At 65.9% G+C, this 23,028-nt stretch carries 20 protein-coding genes, 1 tRNA gene and 1 pseudogene; 6 read left to right on the top strand and 16 right to left on the bottom strand.

The window, feature by feature from the left end:
- Positions 1–131: 131 nt before the first annotated feature.
- The 8 genes and pseudogenes from ACHFIV_RS11510 to ACHFIV_RS11475 all read right to left on the bottom strand — a co-directional run bounded on the left by ACHFIV_RS11510 (position 132) and on the right by ACHFIV_RS11475 (position 7,584).
- Positions 132–542, bottom strand: a complete 411-nt coding sequence (locus ACHFIV_RS11510) for a hypothetical protein (RefSeq protein ID WP_398966517.1) — start codon at positions 540–542, stop codon at positions 132–134.
- Positions 543–1,166: 624 nt separating this feature from the next.
- The gene (locus ACHFIV_RS11505) at positions 1,167–2,027 is read right to left on the bottom strand and encodes a hypothetical protein (RefSeq protein WP_398966515.1); all 861 of its coding nucleotides are present in this window, start codon (positions 2,025–2,027) and stop codon (positions 1,167–1,169) included.
- Positions 2,028–2,152: 125 nt separating this feature from the next.
- Complete coding sequence (locus ACHFIV_RS11500; RefSeq protein WP_398966513.1) at positions 2,153–3,889, bottom strand: diadenylate cyclase; 1,737 nt, start codon at positions 3,887–3,889, stop codon at positions 2,153–2,155.
- Between the two features lie 17 nt (positions 3,890–3,906).
- Positions 3,907–4,431: a Cap15 family cyclic dinucleotide receptor domain-containing protein gene (locus ACHFIV_RS11495; protein ID WP_458575930.1), complete on the bottom strand. Its 525-nt coding sequence runs from the start codon at positions 4,429–4,431 to the stop codon at positions 3,907–3,909.
- A gap of 116 nt (positions 4,432–4,547) precedes the next feature.
- A complete protein-coding gene (locus ACHFIV_RS11490; protein ID WP_398966509.1) occupies positions 4,548–5,465 on the bottom strand; it encodes a nucleotidyltransferase in 918 nt (305 codons plus the stop codon).
- 314 nt (positions 5,466–5,779) lie between these two features.
- Complete coding sequence (locus ACHFIV_RS11485; RefSeq protein WP_398966507.1) at positions 5,780–6,046, bottom strand: transposase; 267 nt, start codon at positions 6,044–6,046, stop codon at positions 5,780–5,782.
- Positions 6,043–6,987: pseudogene (locus tag ACHFIV_RS11480) on the bottom strand (IS701 family transposase); the annotation flags it as partial. The pseudogene ACHFIV_RS11480 and the gene ACHFIV_RS11485, both read right to left, overlap by 4 nt.
- 63 nt (positions 6,988–7,050) lie before the next feature.
- On the bottom strand, positions 7,051–7,584 hold the full coding sequence (locus tag ACHFIV_RS11475) for a hypothetical protein (RefSeq protein WP_398966504.1): 534 nt from the start codon (positions 7,582–7,584) through the stop codon (positions 7,051–7,053).
- Between ACHFIV_RS11475 and ACHFIV_RS11470 the strand changes: the two genes are divergently transcribed.
- Both ACHFIV_RS11470 and ACHFIV_RS11465 read left to right on the top strand, forming a co-directional pair.
- A complete protein-coding gene (locus tag ACHFIV_RS11470; protein WP_398966501.1) occupies positions 7,585–8,694 on the top strand; it encodes an ImmA/IrrE family metallo-endopeptidase in 1,110 nt (369 codons plus the stop codon).
- Positions 8,695–8,697: 3 nt separating this feature from the next.
- The gene (locus ACHFIV_RS11465; protein WP_398966499.1) at positions 8,698–9,855 is read left to right on the top strand and encodes a hypothetical protein; all 1,158 of its coding nucleotides are present in this window, start codon (positions 8,698–8,700) and stop codon (positions 9,853–9,855) included.
- Positions 9,856–9,874: 19 nt separating this feature from the next.
- Here the strand turns inward: ACHFIV_RS11465 and ACHFIV_RS11460 are convergent, their stop codons facing one another.
- Complete coding sequence (locus ACHFIV_RS11460) at positions 9,875–10,492, bottom strand: hypothetical protein (RefSeq protein ID WP_398966497.1); 618 nt, start codon at positions 10,490–10,492, stop codon at positions 9,875–9,877.
- Positions 10,493–11,235: 743 nt separating this feature from the next.
- On the opposite strand from ACHFIV_RS11460, the gene ACHFIV_RS11455 reads away from it, so the two are divergent.
- Positions 11,236–12,411, top strand: a complete 1,176-nt coding sequence (locus tag ACHFIV_RS11455; RefSeq protein WP_398966494.1) for a hypothetical protein — start codon at positions 11,236–11,238, stop codon at positions 12,409–12,411.
- Between the two features lie 883 nt (positions 12,412–13,294).
- The gene (locus ACHFIV_RS11450) at positions 13,295–14,512 is read left to right on the top strand and encodes a tyrosine-type recombinase/integrase (protein ID WP_398966689.1); all 1,218 of its coding nucleotides are present in this window, start codon (positions 13,295–13,297) and stop codon (positions 14,510–14,512) included.
- Between the two features lie 110 nt (positions 14,513–14,622).
- Here ACHFIV_RS11450 and ACHFIV_RS11445 read toward each other — a convergent pair.
- A tRNA-Pro gene (locus ACHFIV_RS11445) sits at positions 14,623–14,696 on the bottom strand.
- Positions 14,697–14,826: 130 nt separating this feature from the next.
- On the opposite strand from ACHFIV_RS11445, the gene ACHFIV_RS11440 reads away from it, so the two are divergent.
- Together ACHFIV_RS11440 and ACHFIV_RS11435 are read left to right on the top strand one after the other, a co-directional pair.
- Entirely contained in the window at positions 14,827–15,528 is a 702-nt protein-coding gene (locus tag ACHFIV_RS11440; RefSeq protein WP_398966492.1) for a transketolase, read from the top strand.
- A 31-nt stretch (positions 15,529–15,559) separates the two neighbouring features.
- Entirely contained in the window at positions 15,560–16,459 is a 900-nt protein-coding gene (locus ACHFIV_RS11435) for a transketolase family protein (protein WP_398966489.1), read from the top strand.
- Between the two features lie 9 nt (positions 16,460–16,468).
- Here the strand turns inward: ACHFIV_RS11435 and ACHFIV_RS11430 are convergent, their stop codons facing one another.
- From ACHFIV_RS11430 to ACHFIV_RS11405, 6 genes are all read right to left on the bottom strand, one after another.
- Positions 16,469–16,837 (bottom strand): MmcQ/YjbR family DNA-binding protein, encoded by a 369-nt coding sequence (locus ACHFIV_RS11430; protein ID WP_398966486.1) that lies wholly within the window; start codon positions 16,835–16,837, stop codon positions 16,469–16,471.
- Positions 16,838–17,085: 248 nt separating this feature from the next.
- A complete protein-coding gene (locus ACHFIV_RS11425) occupies positions 17,086–17,697 on the bottom strand; it encodes a GTP-binding protein (RefSeq protein WP_398966484.1) in 612 nt (203 codons plus the stop codon).
- Positions 17,675–18,046 carry a DUF742 domain-containing protein gene (locus tag ACHFIV_RS11420; RefSeq protein ID WP_398966481.1) on the bottom strand — a complete coding sequence of 124 codons (372 nt, stop codon included), beginning with the start codon at positions 18,044–18,046 and terminating at the stop codon, positions 17,675–17,677. The genes ACHFIV_RS11425 and ACHFIV_RS11420 overlap by 23 nt, the downstream gene beginning before the upstream one ends.
- A 2-nt stretch (positions 18,047–18,048) precedes the next feature.
- Positions 18,049–18,483, bottom strand: coding sequence for a roadblock/LC7 domain-containing protein (locus ACHFIV_RS11415; RefSeq protein ID WP_398966478.1), 435 nt, complete (start codon positions 18,481–18,483; stop codon positions 18,049–18,051).
- Positions 18,484–18,490: 7 nt separating this feature from the next.
- A complete protein-coding gene (locus ACHFIV_RS11410; protein ID WP_398966475.1) occupies positions 18,491–20,488 on the bottom strand; it encodes a sensor histidine kinase in 1,998 nt (665 codons plus the stop codon).
- Between the two features lie 464 nt (positions 20,489–20,952).
- Positions 20,953–22,755, bottom strand: coding sequence for an ABC transporter ATP-binding protein (locus ACHFIV_RS11405; RefSeq protein WP_398966472.1), 1,803 nt, complete (start codon positions 22,753–22,755; stop codon positions 20,953–20,955).
- Positions 22,756–23,028 lie beyond the last annotated feature (273 nt).

The following is a 23,028-nucleotide window of genomic DNA, read 5'->3' as shown; positions in this document are numbered from 1 at the left end:
CTGTAAGAATGCCTGTCGAGATCGTGGGCCGGCTCCGGTCCGACCGCGTCATGCACCGGTCGATACATGCACACATACGACCCCAACGAGGCCGACCGCCCAAGCTCGATGGCGAGTTCGTTCCCCCTGGATCAGAACTGGTCGAAGCCACCTTCGAGATACCTGGAATCTCGCGCAAGCGTCTGAAACAGAGCCCTCTTCCAGTGATTTTGACCTCCTGCATCTTTGTCAATAAGCACGCTGTTTTCCGCCAGCAGCAGATATTTATGCCGCGTCCCGGCGTTCAGACATTTGAGAATTCCACGAATATTGCTCATCTCACGCACGGCATTGGGGCCGTAGAGCTCGGCAAGACTGAAAATCCGAAAATGGCGAATCACACGGGCGGCAAGCACCGTGTCCGCTCCTTCTGGAGGACGTATGGAGTACGTAATCTCTGGCGGGCGGCTCTCGGTCCACTTCAATCCGGCATGGAGCCACTGTTCGTCTGCCACATCGTCGTAGTACGGGTGAAGTGTCTGCTCCGCAACCGTCTCCGGCACACGTTCGCCCTTTAGCCCGTTACAGATGCCACATGCCGGCACGAGGTTGATCGGTACAACTGCTAGTAGTGCTTGGTCAGGTTCGCTCGATGGTGGCGTGTCCGCTTGATCTGTTGTGTCGTTGATCGGGTGTGCTGGGTGAGGAGTTGGCCGCGGTCCGGTGTGATCTGGAGGACTTCGCGGCGGACTCGCCGGAGCGGAGCTACCCAGCCGTCTCATGCTTGAACGGTTCGCCCGCACCTGCGGCGCCGACCCGATCGTCCTGCTCATGGTCCGAGAAGACCAGCAGAGGCGTATGCGAGCCTGAGAAGCAGTTTTTACAAGGAACAGCCGGCGTCCATGAGTACGGACACGCTCTCGTCACGGCTTGGTCCGGCTAGAGCTCTCGGTTTCAGGGCTGCGGTACGGGGCGTCGAAGCTAGGTGCACCACGGGCTACGGCCGGCGTCGGCGTGGTCAGCGGCGTCTTCGCTGCCTCCGCGGCGGGGTTGGGTGCCGGTGGTCTACGGTCGGCGCCGGCCTCGATCGAGAACGCGCGGTTCTGAACGCCCCTCTGCTGCGCGTTGAGCACCGCCCCATCAGCGCCCATGATCTCGGACGAGGAGGTTCTCGTACCTCAGCTGCATCAGGGTGACGACGGTCGACTGCTGATCCGGGTGATCTTGAATATCGCCATGGTCACCAGGAGCGGCGCGGCTCCGCCGCCGATGGGATGGTTGTCGACGGCGCCCGCGTACACGGCGAGTCCCTTGGCTCTCAGCTCGTCTAGGAGACCGGTGATGCCTCGCTGGGCCTCACGCACCGAAGAGCGCGACACTTCTATGTCTTCGGAGATCTCAAGGCAGTCCGTGAAGGTCTGGACGACCGCGTCGATGAGGTCTTCCTCCTCATCAGTGCAATCATCCGGCTCATCTGCTGGCATCCAGGCCATGGAAGCCGAGAGGATCGGCCAGATGTCGCGGCCAGTGGTGACGAGACATAACTGCACAACTTGCGGCTCGCTCTGAGCCGTTCGTCTTGCCCCGAAGTTGACGTCGACGACCTTGTCGACCTGCTCGCGCTTGAGCTTGCAGATCTGATCGGCCATCGTCTTGAGCCCCCACACCTCGATGGTGATCCCCGGGTAGTGGGGCCGCAGCTCGTTGTCGATGAACTGGTCAACCTCGCCCGGCAAGGTGTCGTTGGTGAGAAAGCGCCACACCTTCACGTCACGGTGCTCTTGCAGACAGCCCTCCAAGTCACCGCGGATCTTCGCCTTGGTCTTGTCGATCCGCTCGCCGCGCGTGGCATGCGCCGCGAAGAAGACTCGGGCCTGCGGGCAGTAGCCGTCGTTCTTGGTGTCACCCCTTGGTCCGGCCGCCCGTACGGGTTGATAGTCACCGGGATACAGCTCTTGGCCGAGCCGATCCACGCAGTCCTGGAAGGCGTTGCCCTCCAGCCGGAGGAGCTGCCCCTCCACGAGCTTCCGCAGCGAGTTCTGATCCACGACAGTCATTACCTCATGGCACCCTCGCCCTGCGCAGCTAGGTTGAGGGGATCAACCGGCCCTGGGCGGCACAGGCTGATCCGGAAAATCAAGAGCTGGCAGATCACTCCTCACTTAGCGTCGCCTTAAAGCCAATACGTCTCGTCCATAGCGGCATTAGGCTTTAGCGGCGGTTCCTGCATACGCATGTTGCTACTCTTCATGCGGAAGTCCTCCAGAGTGTTGTGCGCCTGATTCGCGGCATCACATTGCTCTTGGGACAGATAGAACTTGAACGATTCCACTACCTTCCATGCCCGTTTGGCGATCTCGAAACTAGGCGGCTGCTCGGTTGCCAGTGCGACAAAAGTGGATACTGCGTTGCTGACATCCTCCTCACGCACCCGAGGATGCAGATGGGGAAGAATATCAATTCCGCCATCAGCACTATAGACCACCACGATAGCCGGTGGCGGCTCACTCCCGAGATATCGCACTGCATTATTGAGTCGGCTTCCGCGGGCCGGATCACCTTCACCGCGAGCAGTCCCGTCTAGGATCACTCCGATGGCATGACATCGACCTGTAGGGTCTATAAGTACTGCACCATCCATATCAGTAAGCTGGGTAATCAGGGCCGGAGAAATCCGGGCAGGCTCTACAGCCCAAGATTGGGGCGAGAGCCGCTCTGCCTCACCAGCGGCGTCAGCGGAGATTACCAGCATGGCGCCATGCCTGTGCTCTCCGGCAGCCCGAGCAGCTTCCAATAGGGCAGTATCGTCGCTTTGAGGGAACAGTCGGTCCACTAGGTCACTGAGGTAATCTTCATCAAGCACGTGTGTCGGCAAGCTGGGAACCCCATCCTTGACAGTGAGGAGCGCAACGCCTGCATGCGAAAGTTCCCATGTACCACGGGAATTGAAAGTCACGACGAAAACTGTTTCGGTCTCTGGGTCATAGTCAGGTTTGATGAGACCTAGACCGTAGACCTTCTCACCATCGGATAGGACATCCGCTCTCGGCCCGCTAGCTTCCAAGAGCTTGCGCACGGCCAACGTTTTGCGCGTACCAACTGGACTACGAAGCTTGACCGAAACGTCAACTGCTGGATTATCGAATTTGGCGAACACCAAACGCCCTGAGCCGGCGCGGCCCTCGTAGGGCAAGGAAGACAAAGTATTCATCAGCGAGTCGGCATCACTGCCAAACCAATATCCCGCGCAGTACAGAATGTCGCGCATTAGAGACTCGGTAGCTGTGCGAACTACTTCGCCGTAGTTTGTGCCCAGAGCTGAAAGGCCAGCGCCCGGGTCGGGGAAGTAAAGAGATCGGGCGGCGAGACCAAGCATGCGCATCATGACGGCATGAAACAGGGAAGGGCGAATGGTAAAGCGATCCCGGACAGTTGTCTTGATCTGCGGTACAGCTGCAACTGCTGACCGATCAACGCTGATGATCACATGAACCTCGTAATCATCTACACGTACCGAGTTCGCTGCAAAGAACAGTCTCTGCTCCTGGCCCGGTAGTGTGCCCAGCGTCTCCTCAAGAGCCTCGGCTCTCATCCGGTTCAGGATTCCCCTTTGACGATTATCGTGAGTCCTCTGATCCGTGTTAATAATCTTGCTCTCTGGGTGGCTCTTGTACTTCTGTACCGCCCGCCTTTCGACATCAGCTAAGTCTGACGGCTTGAATAGCCCTTCTTCTTGCTCGATACAAATGCTAAATTCATGTTCACCAGCCACCTCAAACCCCACAAGAGTCGCCTTTGGGTTGCCACGGAAACCAATAAACCTAAGTACCGAATCACATTCCAAATTTAAGGAACCCCGGAAATGCTCTTGAAAGCCCCACATGAACTGCTGAATATAGCGCTTCGTCATAGTCTCCTGCTCCCGTCTTAGTTTTCTCGCACGTACGGCTGGGCATCACGGAAACCGTCCCCCGCGAGCGCTGTCGCCGCACTTCCATAGCGAGCCGACGACCATTCCGTAAGATGCAACTCACCATCTGTACGACGGTCGGTAAAGTAAGATCCCTCTAGCCCCTCGCCAGGTTGTGACCCTATAAAGGCTTCAGCCGCACCGCGATGGCGCTCACTCCGGTCACGAACGCCAGGACGAGGTGTATTCACATACTGCCAGCTAAGCCTCCAGCGGCCATCTGGGTCATGAATGAGCTTAGCGTGCTCACTAAAAGACTTGGACTCTCCTGTAAAGAGGGTGGCTGTCACCCTGGAAGCGGTCTGAGAGATATACAAGGCTGTTGGGATAGGGGGAACCTGCGTTCCATCAGGCTTGATGTAAGAGGAGATCAACTCCCCGCGCCATGTTCCAGCGACGTAGGGAACCCCTGTGAAATACCGGACCGCTTTCCACTTCCAGATGAACCGCTCCCATAGCGCGAACACCAATGTGGCTAGCATTCCAGTAATGGAGAATACCCGAAAGGGGATTTGCGATATGCCTTGTCCTGCGAGGACCGCAAGCACCAGGCCAACGAGAGCGGCGATGCCAATACCGATACGAACCTTAGAGTTCATCAGCTACCCAACCCCAGATGCTGCCAGGTCTTCAGGGTGAGTTGGTGCGCTCGCTCCATTGACCATTTCTGACCGTCGGCGAATAGCGGCTTGATCCCGTTCGGCTCGTACCACCCCTTAGCTTCTCCATCGGGCTTGGTCTTGTTCCAAATGTGACTGACCACCGCCGAAAAGTCATCGGTAAGCGGCGTGCTGCTCTGATGATTGAAGAGGGTGTCAGGGGCGCAGTACACGAGGCACTCCATGAAGTAGCTCGGCAACGCCTCGATTTTGCCTGCGGCTACTAGGTCGTTCTCGACCCGCTTTAGAATACGCACCATCTGCTTGTAGCGCTTCCCCGTTCGGCTTGAGTCGTTCTTGGCAACACCGTTCGCGTACTGTTGGGCGGGGTAATTAACAACCCATTCGCCGTTCGTGCGCCGTGTGGTGGTGCCCTCGAAGTAGCGTATGTTTCCCTGTGTGTCGTAGTAATACTTGCGGTGCTGGAAGGACGGTACGACGTCTGCTTTCACACGGCCACTATTCTCCGCGATCTCAATGGCTGTCGAACCTGACGTGTCACAGTCAGGGCCATAGGCAGAGCGCATTGCCTTTTCGAGCTCAGCCCGGAACTCGGCACCGTCGTATCGCTTGCAGGTGACGGGAGAGTGAGTTACTTTATCGCCCTGACGAATGGCACTATCGTCGTAGTAGTAGAACCCTTTGTGGATAACCGCAATGTCGACGTCGCTGTCCGCACGTACGTTGGTGTTGTTCTTATAGGAGCCCTTGGGCAGGAAGCTCAATGAGATGCCATCGAAGCCGGTCCATGCGCCAACAGCAATACGAGCCATTCCCTCTGCTCGCTCCTGCTTCTCTTTTTCTGTGTCACTCGACCGCGCCTTGTAGCGGGCCAGCTTCTCTTCTAGTGCTGTCACAGTTTCTCCCCATTCAAATTTCCTCGAATTATGCGCTTACGGGATCATTTTTACAAGCGGTTGAATGGGTGGGTAATCACTTCTCATAGTGGCTCAAAGCGGAATAATCGGTCGACGGCACGCGCTGGATGCTCCCGTTCTGCGCCCCGGGGCCGGCGCCCTGGTGATGGACACGGCCTACCTACGCCGCATGAGTCGGCTAGTAGTGTTTGGTCAGGTCGGTGCGGGGTTGGGGATGTCGCGGTGACAGGTGGGGCAGGCGCCGGTCCAGAGTGCGAGGAGTAACTGCACTTCGCGGACGACTCGGTAGATGCTCAGGCCGACGCCGTCTCTTTTGGGGAGCGGCCCAGCCGTTGGAGGGTGCAGAAGGCGTGGGCGACGGAGACGAGGGTGACGTGGTGGTGCCAGCCGGGCCAGGTGCGGCCTTCGAAGTGGGCCAGGCCGAGGGCTTGTTTCATCTCCCGGTAGTCGTGCTCGATGCGCCAGCGGAGCTTCGCGGTGCGCACGAGGACAGGCAGCGGGTGTTCTCGGGCAGGTTGGAGAGCCAGAACTGCACGGGCTCGTCTTCGGTGACGGGCCATTCGGCCAGCAGCCAGTGCACCGGCAGTTCGGTGCCGGCCGTGGCCTTGCGGATCTCGCGTCCGGCGGGCCTGATCCGCAGGGCGACGAACCGCGAGTACATGCGCTTGTGGCCACTGCGGCCGCTGCCGGGCCGTGAGCCCTCTCGCCACTGCACCGGCCGGGCGGACCCCTTGCCCGCCGCGATGACCAGGTCCTTCACTCGCCGGGCCGGATCAGGATAGGCCGCAACCGGCAGTCGGCCCCGGCCGGTGTAGTCGGCGGTGCACGGCCGTGCCTCCTCGCACTGCGCGGTGGTCGTGGTCGAGATGCCCACCACGTAGTCGAGTCCGCGCGCTTCCAGGCCGAGCCGGAAGGCGGCCGTGTCGCCGTATCCGCCATCGGCGATGACCTGGGGCACGTCGACGCCCCAGGACCGCGTCTCGTCGATCATGTCGAGGGCCAGCTGCCACTTCTCGACATGACCCAGCTCGGCCGGGACCGCGCACGAGGTGCGGCGGGCCACCTTCACCGGATCGGCCTTCGACGCGGCGGGATCCCAGCTCTCGGGCAGGAACAGTCGCCAGTTCACCGCTGCAGAGGCGTTGTGGGAGGCTAGATGCAGCGAGACCCCGGCCTGACAGTTGGTGACCTTGCCCGCGGTGCCGGTGTACTGCCTGGTCACGCACGCGGACGCTCCGCCGTCCTTGAGGAACCCGGTGTCATCGATGATCAGCGCGGTGGGCTTGATGACCGGCTGCATCCGCCAGGCCAGGCGGGCCCGGACATGCGCCGCATCCCACGGGCTGGAGGTGACGAAGTGGGCCAGGGCCTGCCGGTTACCGTCCTCGCCCAGGCGGGCGGCCATCGGCTCCACCGATTTCCGGCCGCCGTCCAGCAGCAGTCCGCGCAGATAGACCTCGCCCCACCGACGCTGTTCCGCCCGCGCGAACGGCTCGAACATCTCCGCCGCGAAGTCCTCCAGATCACACCGGACCGCGGCCAACTCCTCACCCAGCACACCCGATCAACGACACAACAGATCAAGCGGACACGCCACCATCGAGCGAACCTGACCAAGCACTACTAGGAGCGGGTACTTCATCTTGGGCAGTTGGTGATCGAGGGTGCTGACATCACGGTGACCACAGAGGGGGCAAATTTTGTGCCGAACCTTCTTTAACGCGTTGTACAACAAATTGCCGGGGGCACCGTCCGGTACGAACCGGTTTGTATAGGTGTTCGTTAGCTGAGCTCGGTCAGCCGCATCGACAGGCTTCGCCGCAAGGTCCTTGAGCGTGTGCAGGGCAGCCGCACTAGCTGCGGCCTCGAACTTGTCAGCGGCATCGACAACGGCCTGCTCCAGTGCGTCCAGTCGTTGCTTGTGCCTGGGGAGTGCCTTCTCGGTACCGAAAGACGCCTTGAACAGTTGAGTTGGACTGTCAGTGGGGTCTGGTACGCATGGAGCCGTGACGGGCCTCAGATCATGGGCGGAATATTCTGAGGCATAAAACCGTGTACTCTCTGAGGAGTTGAACTCGCCAGGGCTGGAGGTGGGCACGTGCGCGACCAGACGAGCTTGGTTGCGGATCCCTGGATGCTCACGCTGGCCCGTGACTCACGCGGCTGGACACAGTCCGAACTTGCCGACGAGATGACACGTCTTGATGGCAGCCGCATCACCCAGGGGTACGTCAGCCGAGCCGAAGCCGGCCGCATCCCCGTCAGGGACGGGCGCGTGCAGTTGTTCGCTGACGCCCTGCGCTACACCGCCGACACGCTGTGCCGCGGCAGTGACACGGCCGGGACAGGCGTCGGACTGGTGCACCATCGCAAGCGCGCCTCCCTGGGGGCGCCCGCCCTGCGGCGGATCCATGCAACGTTGGCGCTCACCCGGCTCCAGGTCGACTCCTTGGCTCGGGCAGCGGACCTCCATCGAAACGACAGGTTTCGGCGCGTGGAGGTCAACGACTTCGATACTCCCGCGGATGCGGCGGAGACGATGCGTGAGGAGTGGAGCGTCCCCGCAGGACCGATCGAGGACATGGTCGCCCTGCTCGAAGAAGCCGGCGCTCTGGTCGTAGTCCGAGATCTCTGCACCACCGCGCTCGACGCCGTGAGCCAGTGGCCCCCTGGCGGGTATCCGTTGATCTTGCTCAACTCGCGCGCACCCGGGGACCGTTCTCGATTCAGCCTGGCGCATGAGCTGGGCCACCTGGTGATGCACGCCGAGCCGGGAGAGGCGCGCGTGCAGGAGGACCAGGCCAACCGGTTCGCCGCCGAGTTCCTCATGCCCCACGACGCGGTCCTGCCCGAACTGAAGCCAGGCATCGACGTGTCCCGTCTGCTGGACCTCAAGGCCCGGTGGGGGGTATCGATGGCATCCCTCATCAGGCGCGCCATGGACTTGGGAGTCATCAGCGAATGGCACCACCGCACGCTCATAGTCGAGTTGTCCGCCCTCGGCTACCGCACCAACGAGCCGATCACCATCCGACGCGAGACCCCGCGCCATCTCGCTCAAGCCGTCACCCGGCTTGAGCAGCTCCACCTCAGTCCGACCGAGACCGCCCACCTAGCGGGCCTGGGTCGCGAGGAGTTCCACGAGATCTACGTGTGCCCTTCTTCTCCGTCCGGACACAAGGACGTGCCGGACTCTTCTGCGAGGTGATTCATGAGCAACACCCCCTCCCCGAGGCGGCGACCGCCCGCCCTGAAGACGCTCGACCACACCGTTGCCGCCGTGCCGCTTCTCCAGGGGCGGGTGCTGCTCCATGAAAACGCCGTGAATCTTCCGCGGCCGCGGCCCGCGCTCGATGACGACTTCAGTGGCGTCGTGATGACCGGAGCCAAAGCCGACGAGCGGGCTTTCCACCTTCGCAGCACGGCTGGTTACGAAGGCACTCTATTGATCGACAGTGCCCCCTACACCACCTACGTCGCGACCGCCGACGAGCCGTTCATGGTGCCCACCGACGAGCTGTTCGCCTCAGTGGACACCTCACTGGCCTTCCAGAAGGCACGTGGAGCGAGCGCGGCACTCACCCCGACCGGCTACATTCCGCCCGCGGACTCCAAGACGCTCAAGGCAGTGATACGCGAGGCCAACAAGATCGAACGCGCCGACACCGTCGTGACGCTCCCGATCGACGTCACGTGGCTGAACCGCGAGAACATCGGTCAACTCATCGCAGTCTGCACGAAGATCCGGCACCCGAAGGCCCTCGTCCTCTTCCGCCAGTTCGATCCGCTGGAGCAGACGAAGGACATCCCCGCCAATCTGCGCCGCCTGCTGGCCGAGGTCGAGCACATGGCGCTCCTGCGGACCGACCTCGCTGCGCTTGATGCGATCGCGCACGGCGCCCTCTGTGCCGGCATCGGCGTGCAGAGTTCACTCCGCCACGCGATCCCGCCCGGCGAGAAGGCCCAGACCAACAAGGCTGGCCCCACCTACCCGAACGTGCTGATGCCGGAGCTCATGTGCTTCAAGGGCGCCGAGTCCCTCGCCAGGCTGTACGGCAACGTGGATCCCGCAACCTGCTCCTGCGAGGAGTGCGACGGGCGTGGACTCGATCGCTTTCTCCTGCCTGACGGCGAAACCCGGCGCGAGGCCGACAATCACACCGTCCTCACCTGGAGCGACTGGGTCACCGAAATGGCCAGCTACCAGCCAGGCACCCCGCGTAAATCGTGGTGGCGCGACAAATGTGCGGCCTCGATCGACCGCTACGCGTTGGAGAACCAGCGCATCGGCCTGGGCGCCAGCCCCAGGTCCGGATTCCAGGCGCCCGCGCCGCTCAAAGCATGGGCGACACTCCCCGTCACCCCGTAGCGAGCCACGGGCCAGATGCTCAGGGGAGCTGGCGGTGGACGTCTTCCAGGAACTTCCAGCCGGCGACGGTATGACGTCTGCGCACGAAGGGACGCGGCGGCACCACCACTTCCACCGAGTCCCCCTGAAGTGTGAGCAGGCCGATGCCGTAAAAGTCCGCGCGCAGCACAGCATCATCTTTGCGCCGCAATACGCCGTCCACCACCACCGCGCGAGAACAGAACGGAGTAAATCGCTCTGCCTTCTCCATCGCCGACTCCCAGCTTCGGCCGGGCACGAAAGCCATGTCGATATGGACAGGCTGCGCCGCTCGGCGGGTGATCGACCCGTCCCTGCGGACCGCCGCGCCCTTCGGAAGGGACTTCAGCACCCGGCGCTCCCTCTCGCTCAAAGAGTCGGCAGGAACCGGCTCGCCCAGGGGCAGCGACATGAGGAGATCCAGGACGTCAGGTCGCGTTAGCGGCGGCATCCCTTCATCTGCCCGCCGCTCCCGCTCGAGCGCGTCATACCGATAGGCCACAACAGCTTCCGTCCCGAAGGCTTCGACGAGCGCGAGCTTCGCCTCGCGAGGCACGAGGTCGCAGGGAGTCAGCGCACCTGCGACGACATCCATCTGCTCTCGCGCCACGACCGCCATGAACCAACCTGCTCTCGTCTCGAACTGACACCCTCGTCCGCGGTGCGCCTGCACGCCCCTGCCTACCCTCAGGCACGCATCACCGGAAGCACGAGCGGCTCACGTTCACACGATCCACTCGCCAGTCCCGTCCTGGCCGCAGCCAAGCGGGACCGACACGCCTAACCAGCCTTCCCCTGCCTAAGACACGGGAACGCCTCAGCACGGATGGCCAGGCTAGTACGGGTACTCGTACGCCCGGCGGCCACCTCCTCGGATGATCGCGAAACGGCCAGCACCCGTCACGGGCCGACCAGCAAGCGTCCACGGCGGCCACCAACGAACGACTGCGAGCCTAGCCACCACAGGCGGCCATGCCTACATCTGTCCGAATCTTCATCGCCGCCTGCCACCCCCCTCCTCTTCCACCCGCCAGGCGGAGTGCGGCTGAGAGCATTGCACGTGAGGCATTCGCACGGTGGGGAGTTCAGGTGCCACGACAGCTCAACGAACGGCAGCAACAGGTGCTGCAATGGGTCGCCCGAGGCTGCCCTAACGGCGTGTGGGAAGGAACCGGGCACAAACTCAGCTGCCAAGCCCTGCACAGCCGCGGACTAGTCAAAGTCTCCAAGCGACAGGGGCAATGGTCAGTCGCCCTCACCAAGGCCGGCCAGCAATACCTGGACCACGGATCCTATCCGCCCGAACAACCTTGCAGCAAAGACACCGCACCGGCGCCACGGGCTGGAATCCAGTCACCCAACATGCCCGAGAGCGAGAAATCCAGCGCCAGGTCGCTTGCGCCCGTGCCACCACAACGAACCAGGCCCCTTCCACGGAAGAAAGCCAAGACCGTCACGGAGCAGCTCCTGGAAGAGCTCGTCGAAGCCGGCGGTCGAATCATCAAACGTGAGGCCAGTGGTCGGGAGACCGAAAAATGGCCGATCCGTGTCGCCGCGGCGCGCCGGTCGGGAAAGATCCCCGAGACGAAGGAACTGCACGCGGGCTGGTGCCGTGATGGATACGAAATCCGCCTGGTCGACACCCCCGCCTGGCGACTGGCCGTGCTGCCACCCATTCCCGTACCGGTACGGCTCACCGCTCCGCACCCGGTGGTCAAAGCTCTGCAGCAGCACCCCCAGCCCATGAGGCTGACCAAGTCTGTGCAGGGTCGAGCCTTCCGTCTCATCCACGCGCTGCTCACCGCGACGCAGAGGCTCGGATACGCCAGCGCATTCGGCACAGCCGAGAGTGCACCGGCACCACATCGCCGGTGGAACGGCCCTCCCCACTTCACCGTCACAGCCCAGAGGCAGAGATGCGATTTCCTCATCCTGCAGGAGCAGGACCGGACCGAACACATCCCCACGAAGAAGGAACTCGCTGAAGTTGAGGAGCACTCCTGGGTCAGGATTCCTCGGTACGACCACTCCCCCGCTGAACGCCTGAGGATCTGCGTCAGCGGCGGCCTGCGACACAGGGCCAGCGAATGGGCCGACACGGCCGCACGCCCCCTTGAGGACCAGCTCGCCGAAATCGTGCAGGAGGTCGGCCTCCGCGGGCAGGAAGACGAATGCAAGCGTCTGGCTGACCTGGAGGAGGCCCAGCAGAAGCGCCTGCGATGGGAAGCCGTGAAACGTCAGGCCACGGCCCAATACGCAGAGGCATACCGCGCCCGCCACCTTGAAGCACAGAACGCGGCTTGGAGGCGCGCAGCGGGTCTTGTCGAGTACCTTGGCGCACTCCGACTCCACGCCGAGCGTCTGCCGCTCGGACCAGCCAAGGACGAAGCCGAGGCGTGGATCGCCTGGGCCGAGGGACACGTACAACGCCTGAATCCACTCAACGGTTCACCGCTGATGCCGGAAATCCCCGAGCCCCGGGCCGAGGACCTCAAGCCGTTCATGCAGGGCTTGAGCCCCTACGGATCCAGCTACTGAGCACCCACTCGAGCCCGGCTGCCAGCCGCGATGCCACACCTGGCAGCGCGCCCGCCGCCGCTACCCGCGACGGCGGAACGGACCGATGTTCTTCAAGTCTCCGCAAAGCCAGACCGCACAAACCGAGTTCAGCACCCGGCGCTACCTGCACGATCACAGCCCTGACACCCCGTCAGGACGAGCGTCATTTCAGCGTCAAGATATCGCCCGTAACGCCCACAATGCACATAACGCACACTGGGAAACCTGCAGGTCAGATGCCCTTTGCGATGGGTTCAAGGATCGCGACGCACTCCACGTGGTGGGTCATCGAGAAACAGTAATCGGCACAGTACGTGACGCTCACCGCGTCGCAAATGAGGGCAACATAGCCGCACATCGCCGGTTAGCCAAACCGGCGCTTCTGCAGACAATTGTTGTCCACCGTTTGCCCAGAGCACCACTGCGGATCAGTTCCAACAGAAGGGGCTCACCGCTTCTGTTCATGCAGAACCCCACGGTTCACCACCTGCGGGCCGCCCCGCTTGTCGCCGACCGCCTTCTGTATCCCTTTGGTGCTCCGTACCCCCGGAGATCCACCACCCTTGCCCACCAAACCGATAGCAGACTACACAGACCGTCAGACGCATGCGAAGAATGAGGGCAGTGCCCGTTTCGTCCAAGATGACAGCCGATCGCCTCTCCTGGCCAATGCCTGGTATTCGACGCGCGACCTCGCCGCCTGCCTACGTGTAAACACCTCGACTCTGCGCCGTTGGCGCACAGCTCAGCCTCCCCAGGGCCCGCCGTTCGTCTCCGTTTCGGAACGCGTCATCATGTACAGCGCCCTCGACGTTGAGGAATGGCTGCGTCGCCACCGAACCGTCCCGCGCCGAGACGCATGATGGCCGACAAGGCCATTGTGCCGGTCGGTGTCCGACTCACCACCGACATCGAGTACCGGCCTGATCGCCCCAACCCGTACCGCGCGCGAGTCCGCTGGTTCGATCCGGCTACGAAGCGGCGTCTGTCCCTGTCGGAGGGGAAGGCGGACGAGGATGAAGCACAGGAGTGGCTCCAGTCCATCATCGAAGCGGCTGAGGCAGGGCTGTCCCCGTCGCTCGCCACCATGAAGCTCGCCGAATACGGCAACGCGAACATGGACCTCGCTCTGCGCGGCTTGGAGTTGAAAACACTCGACCCCTACCTGTCAGGCTGGCGGATGCGTGTCGTGCCCGCCCTGGGCCACGTCCCGGTCCGGATGATCACCAATGGCGTTGTCGACCGCACCGTGCAGAACTGGATCGCCGACGAGCTCAGCCGCTCAACGGTCAAGAACACCATCGCCGTCCTGGTCCGCGTCATGGAGCAGGCAGTCCGCGACGGCATCGTCAAGGTCAATCCCGCCCGAGTCACTGGGTGGCAGAAGCTCTACAAGCAGGCCGAGGACGAACTCCTTGACCCGCGCGCGCTCGCCCTGCCCGACTGGGAGACACTCCTCGCACTGGCCGACGCGCTGGTGGCCGCCTCTCACGACGAGTACCGCGGCTGGGGAGAGGTGGTCATTTTCGCCGCGTGCACCGCCGCACGGATCGGGGAGATCTCAGGCTGCCGCGTCGGAGACATCGACACCACCCAGTGGATCTGGACCGTGCGGCGTCAGACCACACCCGCGCCCGGCGGGCTGACCGACAAGGGCACCAAGGGCAAGCGGGCCCGCAAGGTTCCTATCGTCGAGGAGATCCGCCCCCTCGTCGCCCAGCGCATCCTGTCCGCCGGCCCCAATCCGGACGCGCGCCTGTTCACGGGCCCGCGCGGCGGACGTATCTCCACCGCCGTCCTGCGCGACGCCACGCACTGGGACGACGTCGTCACCAAGCTCGGCTACGAGCATCTGCGCCGCCACGACCTCCGACACACGGGACTGACCTGGTTCGCCGACGCCGGGGTCCAAGTGCACGTCCTCCGCAGAATCGCCGGCCACGGTTCACTGACCACCACCCAGCGCTATCTGCACCCGGACGTCCACAAGATCACGGCCGCCGGGGCGGCGCTCTCGGCCCACTTCAACGTGCTGCGCGCACCACGCTCGCTGCCGAGCCCCATCGTCATGACCCGCTGACCCGGTCAAGGAGGCCGGACCTCCAGCTGGTCCCCAACTGGTCCCCAAAAATGATCAAGGGCCGGTTTCGGATTGCTCCGAAACCGGCCCTGACCTGCGACTGTCTCCAGTCGGGACGACAGGATTTGAACCTGCGACCCCTTGACCCCCAGTCAAGTGCGCTACCAAGCTGCGCCACGTCCCGCTGCCCGTGTGACCTGGGGTTTCCCCCTGGCTGAACGCGCATGAGAACAATACCGCACTTCAACCGCTGCTCACGAACCCGTTTCCGGGGGCCTTGACCTCAACCTTGGTTGATGTCGAACGCTGAGCGCATGACGCACACGATCCCCCCGCCGGTCCACGGGTACGACGAACTGGGCCGGCTGATGAGTCTCATGACCGGTGACGAGAAGCACGGCCCCGCCGCGACCTCCACCCTCGACACCCTCTGGGTCCTGTACGACCGGGTACTGCGAGTCTCACCCGGCACCGCGGACTCCCCCGGCCGCGACCGGTTCCTGCTCTCGAAGGGGCACGGCCCCATGGCGTACTACGCGGTTCTGGCCGCTCGCGGCTTCTTCGAGGAGGAGTTGCTCACCGGCTTCGGGTCCTACGACTCGCCGCTCGGTCACCACCCCGACCGGCTGCTGGTACCGGGGGCCGAGATCAGCAGCGGGTCGCTCGGCCACGGGCTCCCCCTCGCCGTGGGCAGCGTACTGGGACTGCGGGCGCAAGGGCTGACGGATCCCCACGTGTGGGTGCTGACCGGCGACGCCGAGCTGGACGAGGGCAGTAACCACGAGGCGATCGCCTACGCCGGCCCGGCCGGGCTCGAACAACTGCACACGGTGGTGATCGACAACGCCTCGGCGACCTATGCCAGACCTGGAGGCATCGCCGCCCGGTTCGAGGCCGGTGGATGGTCGGCCCTGACGGTGGACGGCCGGGACCACGAGGCGCTGCACGCCGCCTTCACGGCGCCGCACCCCGGCCGGCCGCACGCCGTGATCGCCCGTGTGGCACCCGGCCGCTGACCATTCCGCCCCCTCCGGACAAGGACCCACCATGGACACCATGCGTGACCGCTTCATCACGACCACCACGCGGTTGCTGGACGAGGACCCCCGCACCGCCCTCCTGCTCGCCGAGATCAGCCGTGACGGCTTCGAACGGGCCGAACAGGCACACCCCCACCGGGTGATCAACGTCGGCATCCGGGAGCAGTTGCTCATCGGCGCGGGCGCCGGGATGGCTCTGACCGGGGTCCGGCCGATCATGCACACCTTCGCGAGTTTCCTCGTGGAGCGCCCTTTCGAGCAGGTGAAGCTGGACCTGGGTCATCAGGGCGTGGGCGGCGTACTGGTCAGCGCCGGTGCCTCGTTCGACTGGCCGGCCGGCGGCTTCACCCACATGTCACCGGGTGATGTCGCCCTGCTCGACACACTCGAGGACTGGACGGTGCACGTGCCCGGCCATCCCGACGAAGCCGAAGCCCTGCTGCGGCACGCAGTCGCCGGTGACGGCCGCGTCTACGTACGGCTCTCCCTCCAGTCGAACAGCGCGGGCCGCCCGGTCACGGGCTCGGGCTTCAGCACCGTGCGGCAGGGAACCGGCGGAACCGTGGTCGCCGTCGGGCCGATGCTCGACAGCGTGCTCACGGCGACGGAGGGCCTGGACACGACCGTGCTGTACGCGACGACCGTGCGCCCCTTCGACGCGGCGGGGCTCCGGCGGGCGGCCGGGGCGGGCCGCGGGACGGACGTCGTGCTGGTCGAGCCCTTTCTGGCGGGCACGTCGACGGCGGTGGCCAACGACGCCTTGGCCGACCTGCCCCACCGGGTACTCGGGCTGGGAGTGGGCCGGGGCGAACTGCGGAGGTACGGACAGATGACGGACCACCTGGCGTCGCACGGACTCGACGCCCACGCTCTGCGGGAGAGGATCACCGGATTTCTGCACGGCTGAGAGATCCCGTCAGCCGTCCACCGCTGGGTGGCCCAGCTCGGGGTGGGCGGCGACGAGCCGGCGCGGCGCGGCCTGCCTCCACGAGTCGGTGAGGACGGCGGTCAGTTCCCCCGCGTCGTCGAGGGCGGCGAGCCGCACCCGTAGCCAGGCATAGGCTTCGTCGTGTCGCTCGCGTACGAAGAACTTCTCCGGTTCCGCGGCGATCAGCTCCGCGCGGTCCTCCACGGGGCATTTGACCCCCACGGTCGCGTCGTCGTCCCCGAGCGCGGCGAAGATCTTCCCCGCCACCCGGAAGGTGGGCTGTCCCCAGGCGAGCTTCTCGGCCGTGTCGGGCAGGGCCAGTGCGATCGCGCGTACGTCGTCGGCGGTGAGGGTCATCCACGGTCTCCGATCCGGGCTGCGGCCGGTCCGACCGTAGCCCGGACGTCCGGGATCCGCGAGGTCCGGCACGGCCTCCTCGGCCCATCGACCGCGGCATGTCGGGTATCAACTCTGCAGGCCGCACTCCAGTAAGCGCTTTCTGTCCCCCGGCCAATCCGGTGACACCCCGGCGCCCGGGCGGTGGCCGTGGCCCCGGGCCGGGCGGCCGTCCGCCGCGAGCGGCGGGCGGCCGGTCCCTCACGGGATCACGGGCGGGCTCCGAAACCCGAGAGCGGCGCCGGTGCGGTGGCGTTGATGAGGTGCTGGACGAGGGTGACCAGAGTTCCGGTGCCCGAGCTGGCGATCCGGGCGTCACAGAGGACGACCGGTACTTCGGGCCCCAGGTCGAGCGCCGCCCGCACCTCTTCCGGCTCGTACCTGTAGGCGCCGTCGAACTCGTTGACGGCGACGACGAACCCGATGCCGCGCCGCTCGAAGAAGTCGACGGCCGGGAAGCACTCGGCCAGCCGACGGGTGTCGGCCAGCACGACCGCTCCGAGTGCCCCCTTCGACAACTCGTCCCACATGAACCAGAACCGCTCCTGCCCAGGGGCGCCGAACAGGTACAGCACGTGCTGCCCGGACAGCGTGATCCGGCCGAAGTCCATGGCCACGGTCGTCGCCGACTTCGATTCGATGCCTTCCAGACTGTCGGTCGCCACGCTCACCTGTGTGAGGAGTTCCTCGGTACTGAGCGGCGCGATCTCGCTGACGGCGCCCACGAACGTTGTTTTGCCGACGCCGAAACCGCCCGCGACCAGGACCTTGAGGGCCACGGGGAAGAATTCGGAGCTGTCAGAGCTGTCGTCGTAGACCATCGAGCACTGCCTCCAGCAGAGATCGGTCGGTTGGCATGTCGTGGAAGGCGGGGGCGTGTGCGGTGACCGCGCCGCAGTCGACCAGGTCCGACAGAAGGACCTTGGTGATGACGGCGGGCAGCCGGAGATGGGCGGCGACCTCCGCCACGGACGTGGGTCCCTCGCAGAGCTCCAGGGCGACGGTGTGTTCGGGGCCCAGGTGGACCTGGGGCTCGCGCCCCGTGGCCATCACCAGGGAGAGCAGGTCGAGCACGGTTGTCGGCCTCGTCCGGCCGTTGCTCACGGTGTACGGGCGGATGAGCCGGCCTGCCGCGTCGTCGAGCAACGGCCCGTCCTGCGGGGCCGGCATCCTCACAGCCCCGGGGTGAACGGCGCTCCGGCCGGCTGCCGCAGCGGCGTCATCAGATAGGGGCGGACGCTCTTGACCAGCATGGCCATCTCGTAGCCCAGGACGGCGGCGTCCGCCTCGCGGCCCGCGAGCACGGCGAGACAGGTGCCGGAGCCGGCGGTCGAGACGAACAGGAGGGTCGAGTCGAGCTCGACCACGACCTGTCGTACGTCACCGTTGTCGCCGAACCGGGCACCGGCGCTCCGGCCGAGCGAGTACAGTCCCGCGGCCAGGGCGGCCATGTGATCGGCGCTGTCGGCATCCATGCCATGGACCGATTTCACCAGGCCGTCCGCCGACAGGAGGACGGCGCTGCGCGTGTGGGGCACGCGTTGGACCAGGCCGCTCAGCAGCCAGTCGAGGTCCGAGACCTGACCGTGCGGCATTTCGCTCGTCATGGTGCATCTACTCCTTGAACATGTTCTCGGTTCGTGGATCAGGTCCGGATGTCCGCGGTGCCCGGTGCCCCGGCTCCACTCGCTCCGCACCGGCCGTCGCGGTGGAACTGGGGCCGCGGAACGGCAGCGGGGCGAGGCCCTGGGACCGCTGGGCCCCGACAGTCATGGCGGGTCCGGTTGCAGCGGGCGCGGTTCCCGGACCGCCACGCGCGCCGTCCGGCTCCGGATGCTCGGCCGTCTGGGCTTCGGCCAGGTCGACCCCACGCCGGAAGGCGGCCATGAGGCCGGGGTCGTGCAGGACGTTCCCGGCCCGGGCGCGCGGCGACGGGGCTTCCCTGAGTTGTGGAACCAGGTGCTCCTGGTTGCTGCGCCTGGGGAGCTGAGGACGGCCGGAACCGGCCGGAACCGGCACGGACGTTCCGGCCGGGCGCCCGGTGTCCACGGCGGGCCGGGCGGGTTCGCCGGTCCCGGACGACGGGGCGGCTCCGGACGAGGACGCGGTCATCGCCGGCGAGGCCGGTCCTGGGGTCTCCACCGGCCGGACGGCCGGCGGGGACGCGGCCAGGTTCGGCCGGTCGACCCGCTCGGCACGCAGGGGCAGCGGCGGCGCCTCCGCCTGACGCCGGTCCTGGCCGGGTGTCCGGTCCGGCGGTGACGGGTGCGGCGCCGCCGGCGCCGGGCCGGCCACGGGTGTCCTGCCGTGCGAGGGTGGCCCGCCCACGGCTCCGGGCTGCGGGGACGGGGTCACGTCCGGGGGCGCCGTGGCATCGATGTCGATGCCCAGGAGCACCTCGGGCAGCACGAGTACCGCTTGTGTGCCCCCGTAGATGTTGCTCTGCAGCCGTACGGCGATGCCGTGTCTGCGAGCGAGGGAGGCGACGACGTACAGTCCGATCCGCCCGTCCTGCAGCAGGTGGGCGACGTTGACCTGGTCGGGGTCGGCCAGCAGGGTGTTCATCCGCTTCTGCTCGGGGCCGGGCATGCCGAGCCCCCGGTCCTCCACCTCCAGGGCGAGCCCGGAGGTGACGCGCTGGGCGCGCAGCAGGACCTGGGTGTGCGGAGCGGAGAACACCGTGGCGTTCTCGACGAGTTCGGCGAGCAGGTGGATCACGTCGGCGACCGCGTGTCCGCGCAGGGTTCCGTCGATCGGCGGAACCAACTTGACCCGTGGGTACTGCTCGACCTCGGCGATCGCCGAGCGCAGCACTTCGGTCATGGACACGGGACTGCTCCACTGGCGCCGCGAGACGGCGCCACCGAGCACGGCGAGGTTCTCGGCGTGCCTGCGGATGCGGGTGGCGAGGTGGTCGACGTGGAAGAGCCCCTTGAGCAGGTCGGGATCCTCCACCTCCTGCTCCAGCTCGTCGAGAATCTGGATCTCACGGTGCACGAGGGACTGGAGCCGCCGGGCGAGGTTGACGAAGACCTCGACCTTCTGTTCGTTCCCGTTGCCGCGGAACAGCTGGGAGGCCTGGACGACGGCCGCCACCGCGTCGTCCTGCGCGCGCCCCATCTCCTGGGAGAGCAGCTCGAAGGCGTCCGCGTCGGGAGGGGCTGCCGGCGTCGCCCGCCGGGCCGGCAGGGGTTCGCCGTCCCGGAGCTGCTCCACGACGCGCCGGAGCTCGGCGTGGTGCTCGGCACCGGTGTGCCGGAGCGCCAGAGCGCGGTCGAGGACACCGTTGGCGACACGGCCCGCACCGAGGAAGGCTGCCGCGACGGCCGCCACGGCCAGTGCTCCGGAGCCGCCGAGCGCCGCCAGGAGGCTGCCGGACGGGCGTACCCCGGAGGCCCGGATGGTGAAGATGACGGCTGCGGCTCCGCTGAGGGCGGCGGCCACGGCGGGCAGGACGGCGGTGCGCAGCAGCTGTGGTCGCAGACCGCCGTCGGGGGCGGGCTGTGTGGCGCGCGGCCGGCTCCCGGCCGAGTGCGAACGGCCACCCGGACGGCCGTGCCGTCCGCCTTCGCGGCGTTCCGGTCGCGCGGTGGGTGCGCGAAGTTGAGACATCATCGTCCTCGGTACGTGGGGCACCAGGAATCGGCATTCGTGTGGTGACACCTACGGTGGTCGGTCAGGCCCGGGTCAACGGCTGGGGCAGGCTCGACCGATAGGAGCCCACCGTTGATCACCGGCAACACACGGTAGTCGTCAATCGCCCGGGGGCGGCGTGCAGTTGTCGAAGTTGCCCGCCCGGCGTCCCGCTCTGGTATGACACCTCGCACGGGCAGCCGATTCCACCCGCCTCCCCCTTCGGAGGCACATCCGCCCCCCGTCCCCCTGTACGAATCGCGCGGGCGTCCGTGCGAGGACCCCGGCATCCGGCCGCAGGACCCTGACGTACCAAGCCGGGGCGCCCTCCCCGGCATCCCGGAAGGGCGTCGAACCTCAGAGCGACGGGACCGCCGCTACGGCCCCCCGCGCCCCGACTCCTCCCTTGTGGATGTCCCTTCCGGCGGCCACGGGGCGAGGCCTCACGTCACCTCGGTCGGACGGGGCTGGAGCCCGGCGTACACGCCACCCGTGCTCAGCAACTCCGCGTGTGTGCCCACCTCGGCGATCCTGCCGCCCTCCATGGCAACGATGCGGTCGGCACCCTGCACCGTGGACAGCCGGTGGGCCACCACGAAGACGGTCCGGCCGTGGACGAGCCGGGCGAGCGCCTCCTGCACGAGGGCCTCGGAACGGTTGTCGAGCGCGGAGGTGGCCTCGTCGAGCACCAGGATCCTCGGATCCCGGATCAGTGCCCGCGCGATGGCGAGACGTTGCTTCTGGCCGCCCGACAGCTGCGCGCCGTGCTCTCCGATGACCGTGTCGAGGCCGCGCGGCAGACCGTTCACGAAGTCCAGCGCGTTGGCGTCCCGGAGGGCGCGCGTCAACGCCTCGTCGTCCGTGTCCCCCATGCCGTACGTGACGTTGTCGCGGATGCTGCCCTCGAAGAGGATCGACTCCTGGGGCACCACCGACAGGAAGCGCCGGTACGTCCGGAGGTCGAGCCCGGCCATGTCGGTGCCGTCCAGGAGGATGCGGCCCGAGGTGGGCCGGATGAATCCGATGAGCAGGTTGAGCACCGTGGACTTGCCGGCACCCGAGGCCCCGACGAGCGCGATGGTCTCCCCCGGCCGCGCGGAGAGGGTGAACCCGTCGACGGCCGGCTCCCCGTCCTCGTAGGTGAACCCGACGTCCTCGAAGTCGATGCGTCCCGCCACACCCTCGACCCGGGCCTTGCCCGCGTTGTTCTCCAGGTCGGGGGCCTGCAGCACCTCCCCCGCCGAACGCACCGACTCGAGGCCCTTGGTCAGGACGGGAGCCAGGCCGAGCAAGGTGGTCACGGAACCCGTCAGCACGGTGAAGAAGGAACTGAGCATCACCACGTCACCGGGGGTCAGGTCCATCCACCCGTGGTACGCCACCAGGGCGGAGCCCGTCAGGCACAGGACACCGAGCGTGTTGAGGATGACCCACGCCAGCGACCCGAAGCGTCCGTTGATCATGTCCAGACGCATTCCGGCGGCGAAGACCTGGCGCAGCGACCCGTCGACCCGGCCGAGCGCCGTCTTCTCCAGGCCGTGGGCGCGGGTGATGGGAATGAGCGTGGTCATCTCGCCGACGCGGGAGGACAGCTGCTCCACCTCTCGGCGGAAGGACTCGTTGTGACTGCGCAGCCGCCCCCGGAGCCGCATCACGAGAAAGCCGGAGGCGGGCACCACGACGAGGAAGACGGGCAGGAACTCGGGCACGCGCGCCCCGATGACGACGAGCCCGCCGATCAGCGTGACGACCGCGCCGAGTCCCATGTCGGAACTCTGCTGGACCATGTGCTCCACGGCTTCGACGTCGCGGACCACCTTGGCCTGCAGCACGCTCGAACTCACCCGTGAGTGGTAGCCGATGGACAGCTGCTGCATCCTGCGGCAGAGGGCCGACCGCAGAGTCGTGCCCATGCGCCGGATGCTGCCCGCGAGGCACCGCACGTACCACTGGTGGAGCGGGTAGTTGATCACGAGGATGAACAGCAGTACGCCGCTCGACTTCCAGATGCCCGACTCGGGACCGTGCTGGACGACCACGTCGAGGACGGTGGCGGTGATCAGCGGGAGCAGCCATATGGGGCTGTGCTTCACGACGAAGATGGCGACCGCCAGGGCCAGTCGGCCGCGGTCCGGGTGGAAGAGGTGGCCGAGGGTGCGGACCGGGTTCTCGCCGCGGTAGCGGTGATCGAGGTGGTCGAAGGGCACCAGGGGTTCGGCGGTGAGCTGTGAAAGCGCTTTCTCCATACAACCATCCCACCCGCTCCCGATGCTGCCGACAACCCCCGTTCCACGGGAGGAGACGGGGCGGGGCCTGACCACGGCCCGCCCCGGCCACCGCGCCCGCATCCCGGCGAAGTGACTGCCGGGCTACTGCGGCGTCCTCCGGCGGCCCTGCGGCGGCGCCCCGCACGGGTGTACCGCCTGTCGCCCGGCCGGCAGGCGGCCCGCCGGTCAGCGGGGCCCGGGGACAACTGGTGCACTTCTTCGGGGATCACGCTGTGTAATACCTCGTCGACC

The organism is Streptomyces sp. ALB3 (genome assembly GCF_044385685.1).
Classification (GTDB): domain Bacteria; phylum Actinomycetota; class Actinomycetes; order Streptomycetales; family Streptomycetaceae; genus Streptomyces.
This window is presented reverse-complemented; position numbering and strand designations above follow the sequence as displayed.

Bases quoted from the DNA above. Each gene is read 5' to 3' on its own strand.
- ACHFIV_RS11465 (WP_398966499.1), top strand. From the start codon at position 8,698: ATGAGCAACACCCCCTCCCCGAGGCGGCGACCGCCCGCCCTGAAGACG.
- ACHFIV_RS11450 (WP_398966689.1), top strand. From the start codon at position 13,295: ATGGCCGACAAGGCCATTGTGCCGGTCGGTGTCCGACTCACCACCGAC.
- ACHFIV_RS11430 (WP_398966486.1), bottom strand. From the start codon at position 16,837: ATGACCCTCACCGCCGACGACGTACGCGCGATCGCACTGGCCCTGCCC.
- ACHFIV_RS11435 (WP_398966489.1), top strand. From the start codon at position 15,560: ATGGACACCATGCGTGACCGCTTCATCACGACCACCACGCGGTTGCTG.
- ACHFIV_RS11485 (WP_398966507.1), bottom strand. From the start codon at position 6,046: ATGGCCCGTCACCGAAGACGAGCCCGTGCAGTTCTGGCTCTCCAACCT.
- ACHFIV_RS11455 (WP_398966494.1), top strand. From the start codon at position 11,236: ATGCCCGAGAGCGAGAAATCCAGCGCCAGGTCGCTTGCGCCCGTGCCA.
- ACHFIV_RS11420 (WP_398966481.1), bottom strand. From the start codon at position 18,046: ATGCCGGCCCCGCAGGACGGGCCGTTGCTCGACGACGCGGCAGGCCGG.
- ACHFIV_RS11410 (WP_398966475.1), bottom strand. From the start codon at position 20,488: ATGTCTCAACTTCGCGCACCCACCGCGCGACCGGAACGCCGCGAAGGC.
- ACHFIV_RS11460 (WP_398966497.1), bottom strand. From the start codon at position 10,492: ATGGCGGTCGTGGCGCGAGAGCAGATGGATGTCGTCGCAGGTGCGCTG.
- ACHFIV_RS11425 (WP_398966484.1), bottom strand. From the start codon at position 17,697: ATGGTCTACGACGACAGCTCTGACAGCTCCGAATTCTTCCCCGTGGCC.
- ACHFIV_RS11495 (WP_458575930.1), bottom strand. From the start codon at position 4,431: ATGCTAGCCACATTGGTGTTCGCGCTATGGGAGCGGTTCATCTGGAAG.
- ACHFIV_RS11500 (WP_398966513.1), bottom strand. From the start codon at position 3,889: ATGACGAAGCGCTATATTCAGCAGTTCATGTGGGGCTTTCAAGAGCAT.
- ACHFIV_RS11405 (WP_398966472.1), bottom strand. From the start codon at position 22,755: ATGGAGAAAGCGCTTTCACAGCTCACCGCCGAACCCCTGGTGCCCTTC.
- ACHFIV_RS11440 (WP_398966492.1), top strand. From the start codon at position 14,827: ATGACGCACACGATCCCCCCGCCGGTCCACGGGTACGACGAACTGGGC.
- ACHFIV_RS11415 (WP_398966478.1), bottom strand. From the start codon at position 18,483: ATGACGAGCGAAATGCCGCACGGTCAGGTCTCGGACCTCGACTGGCTG.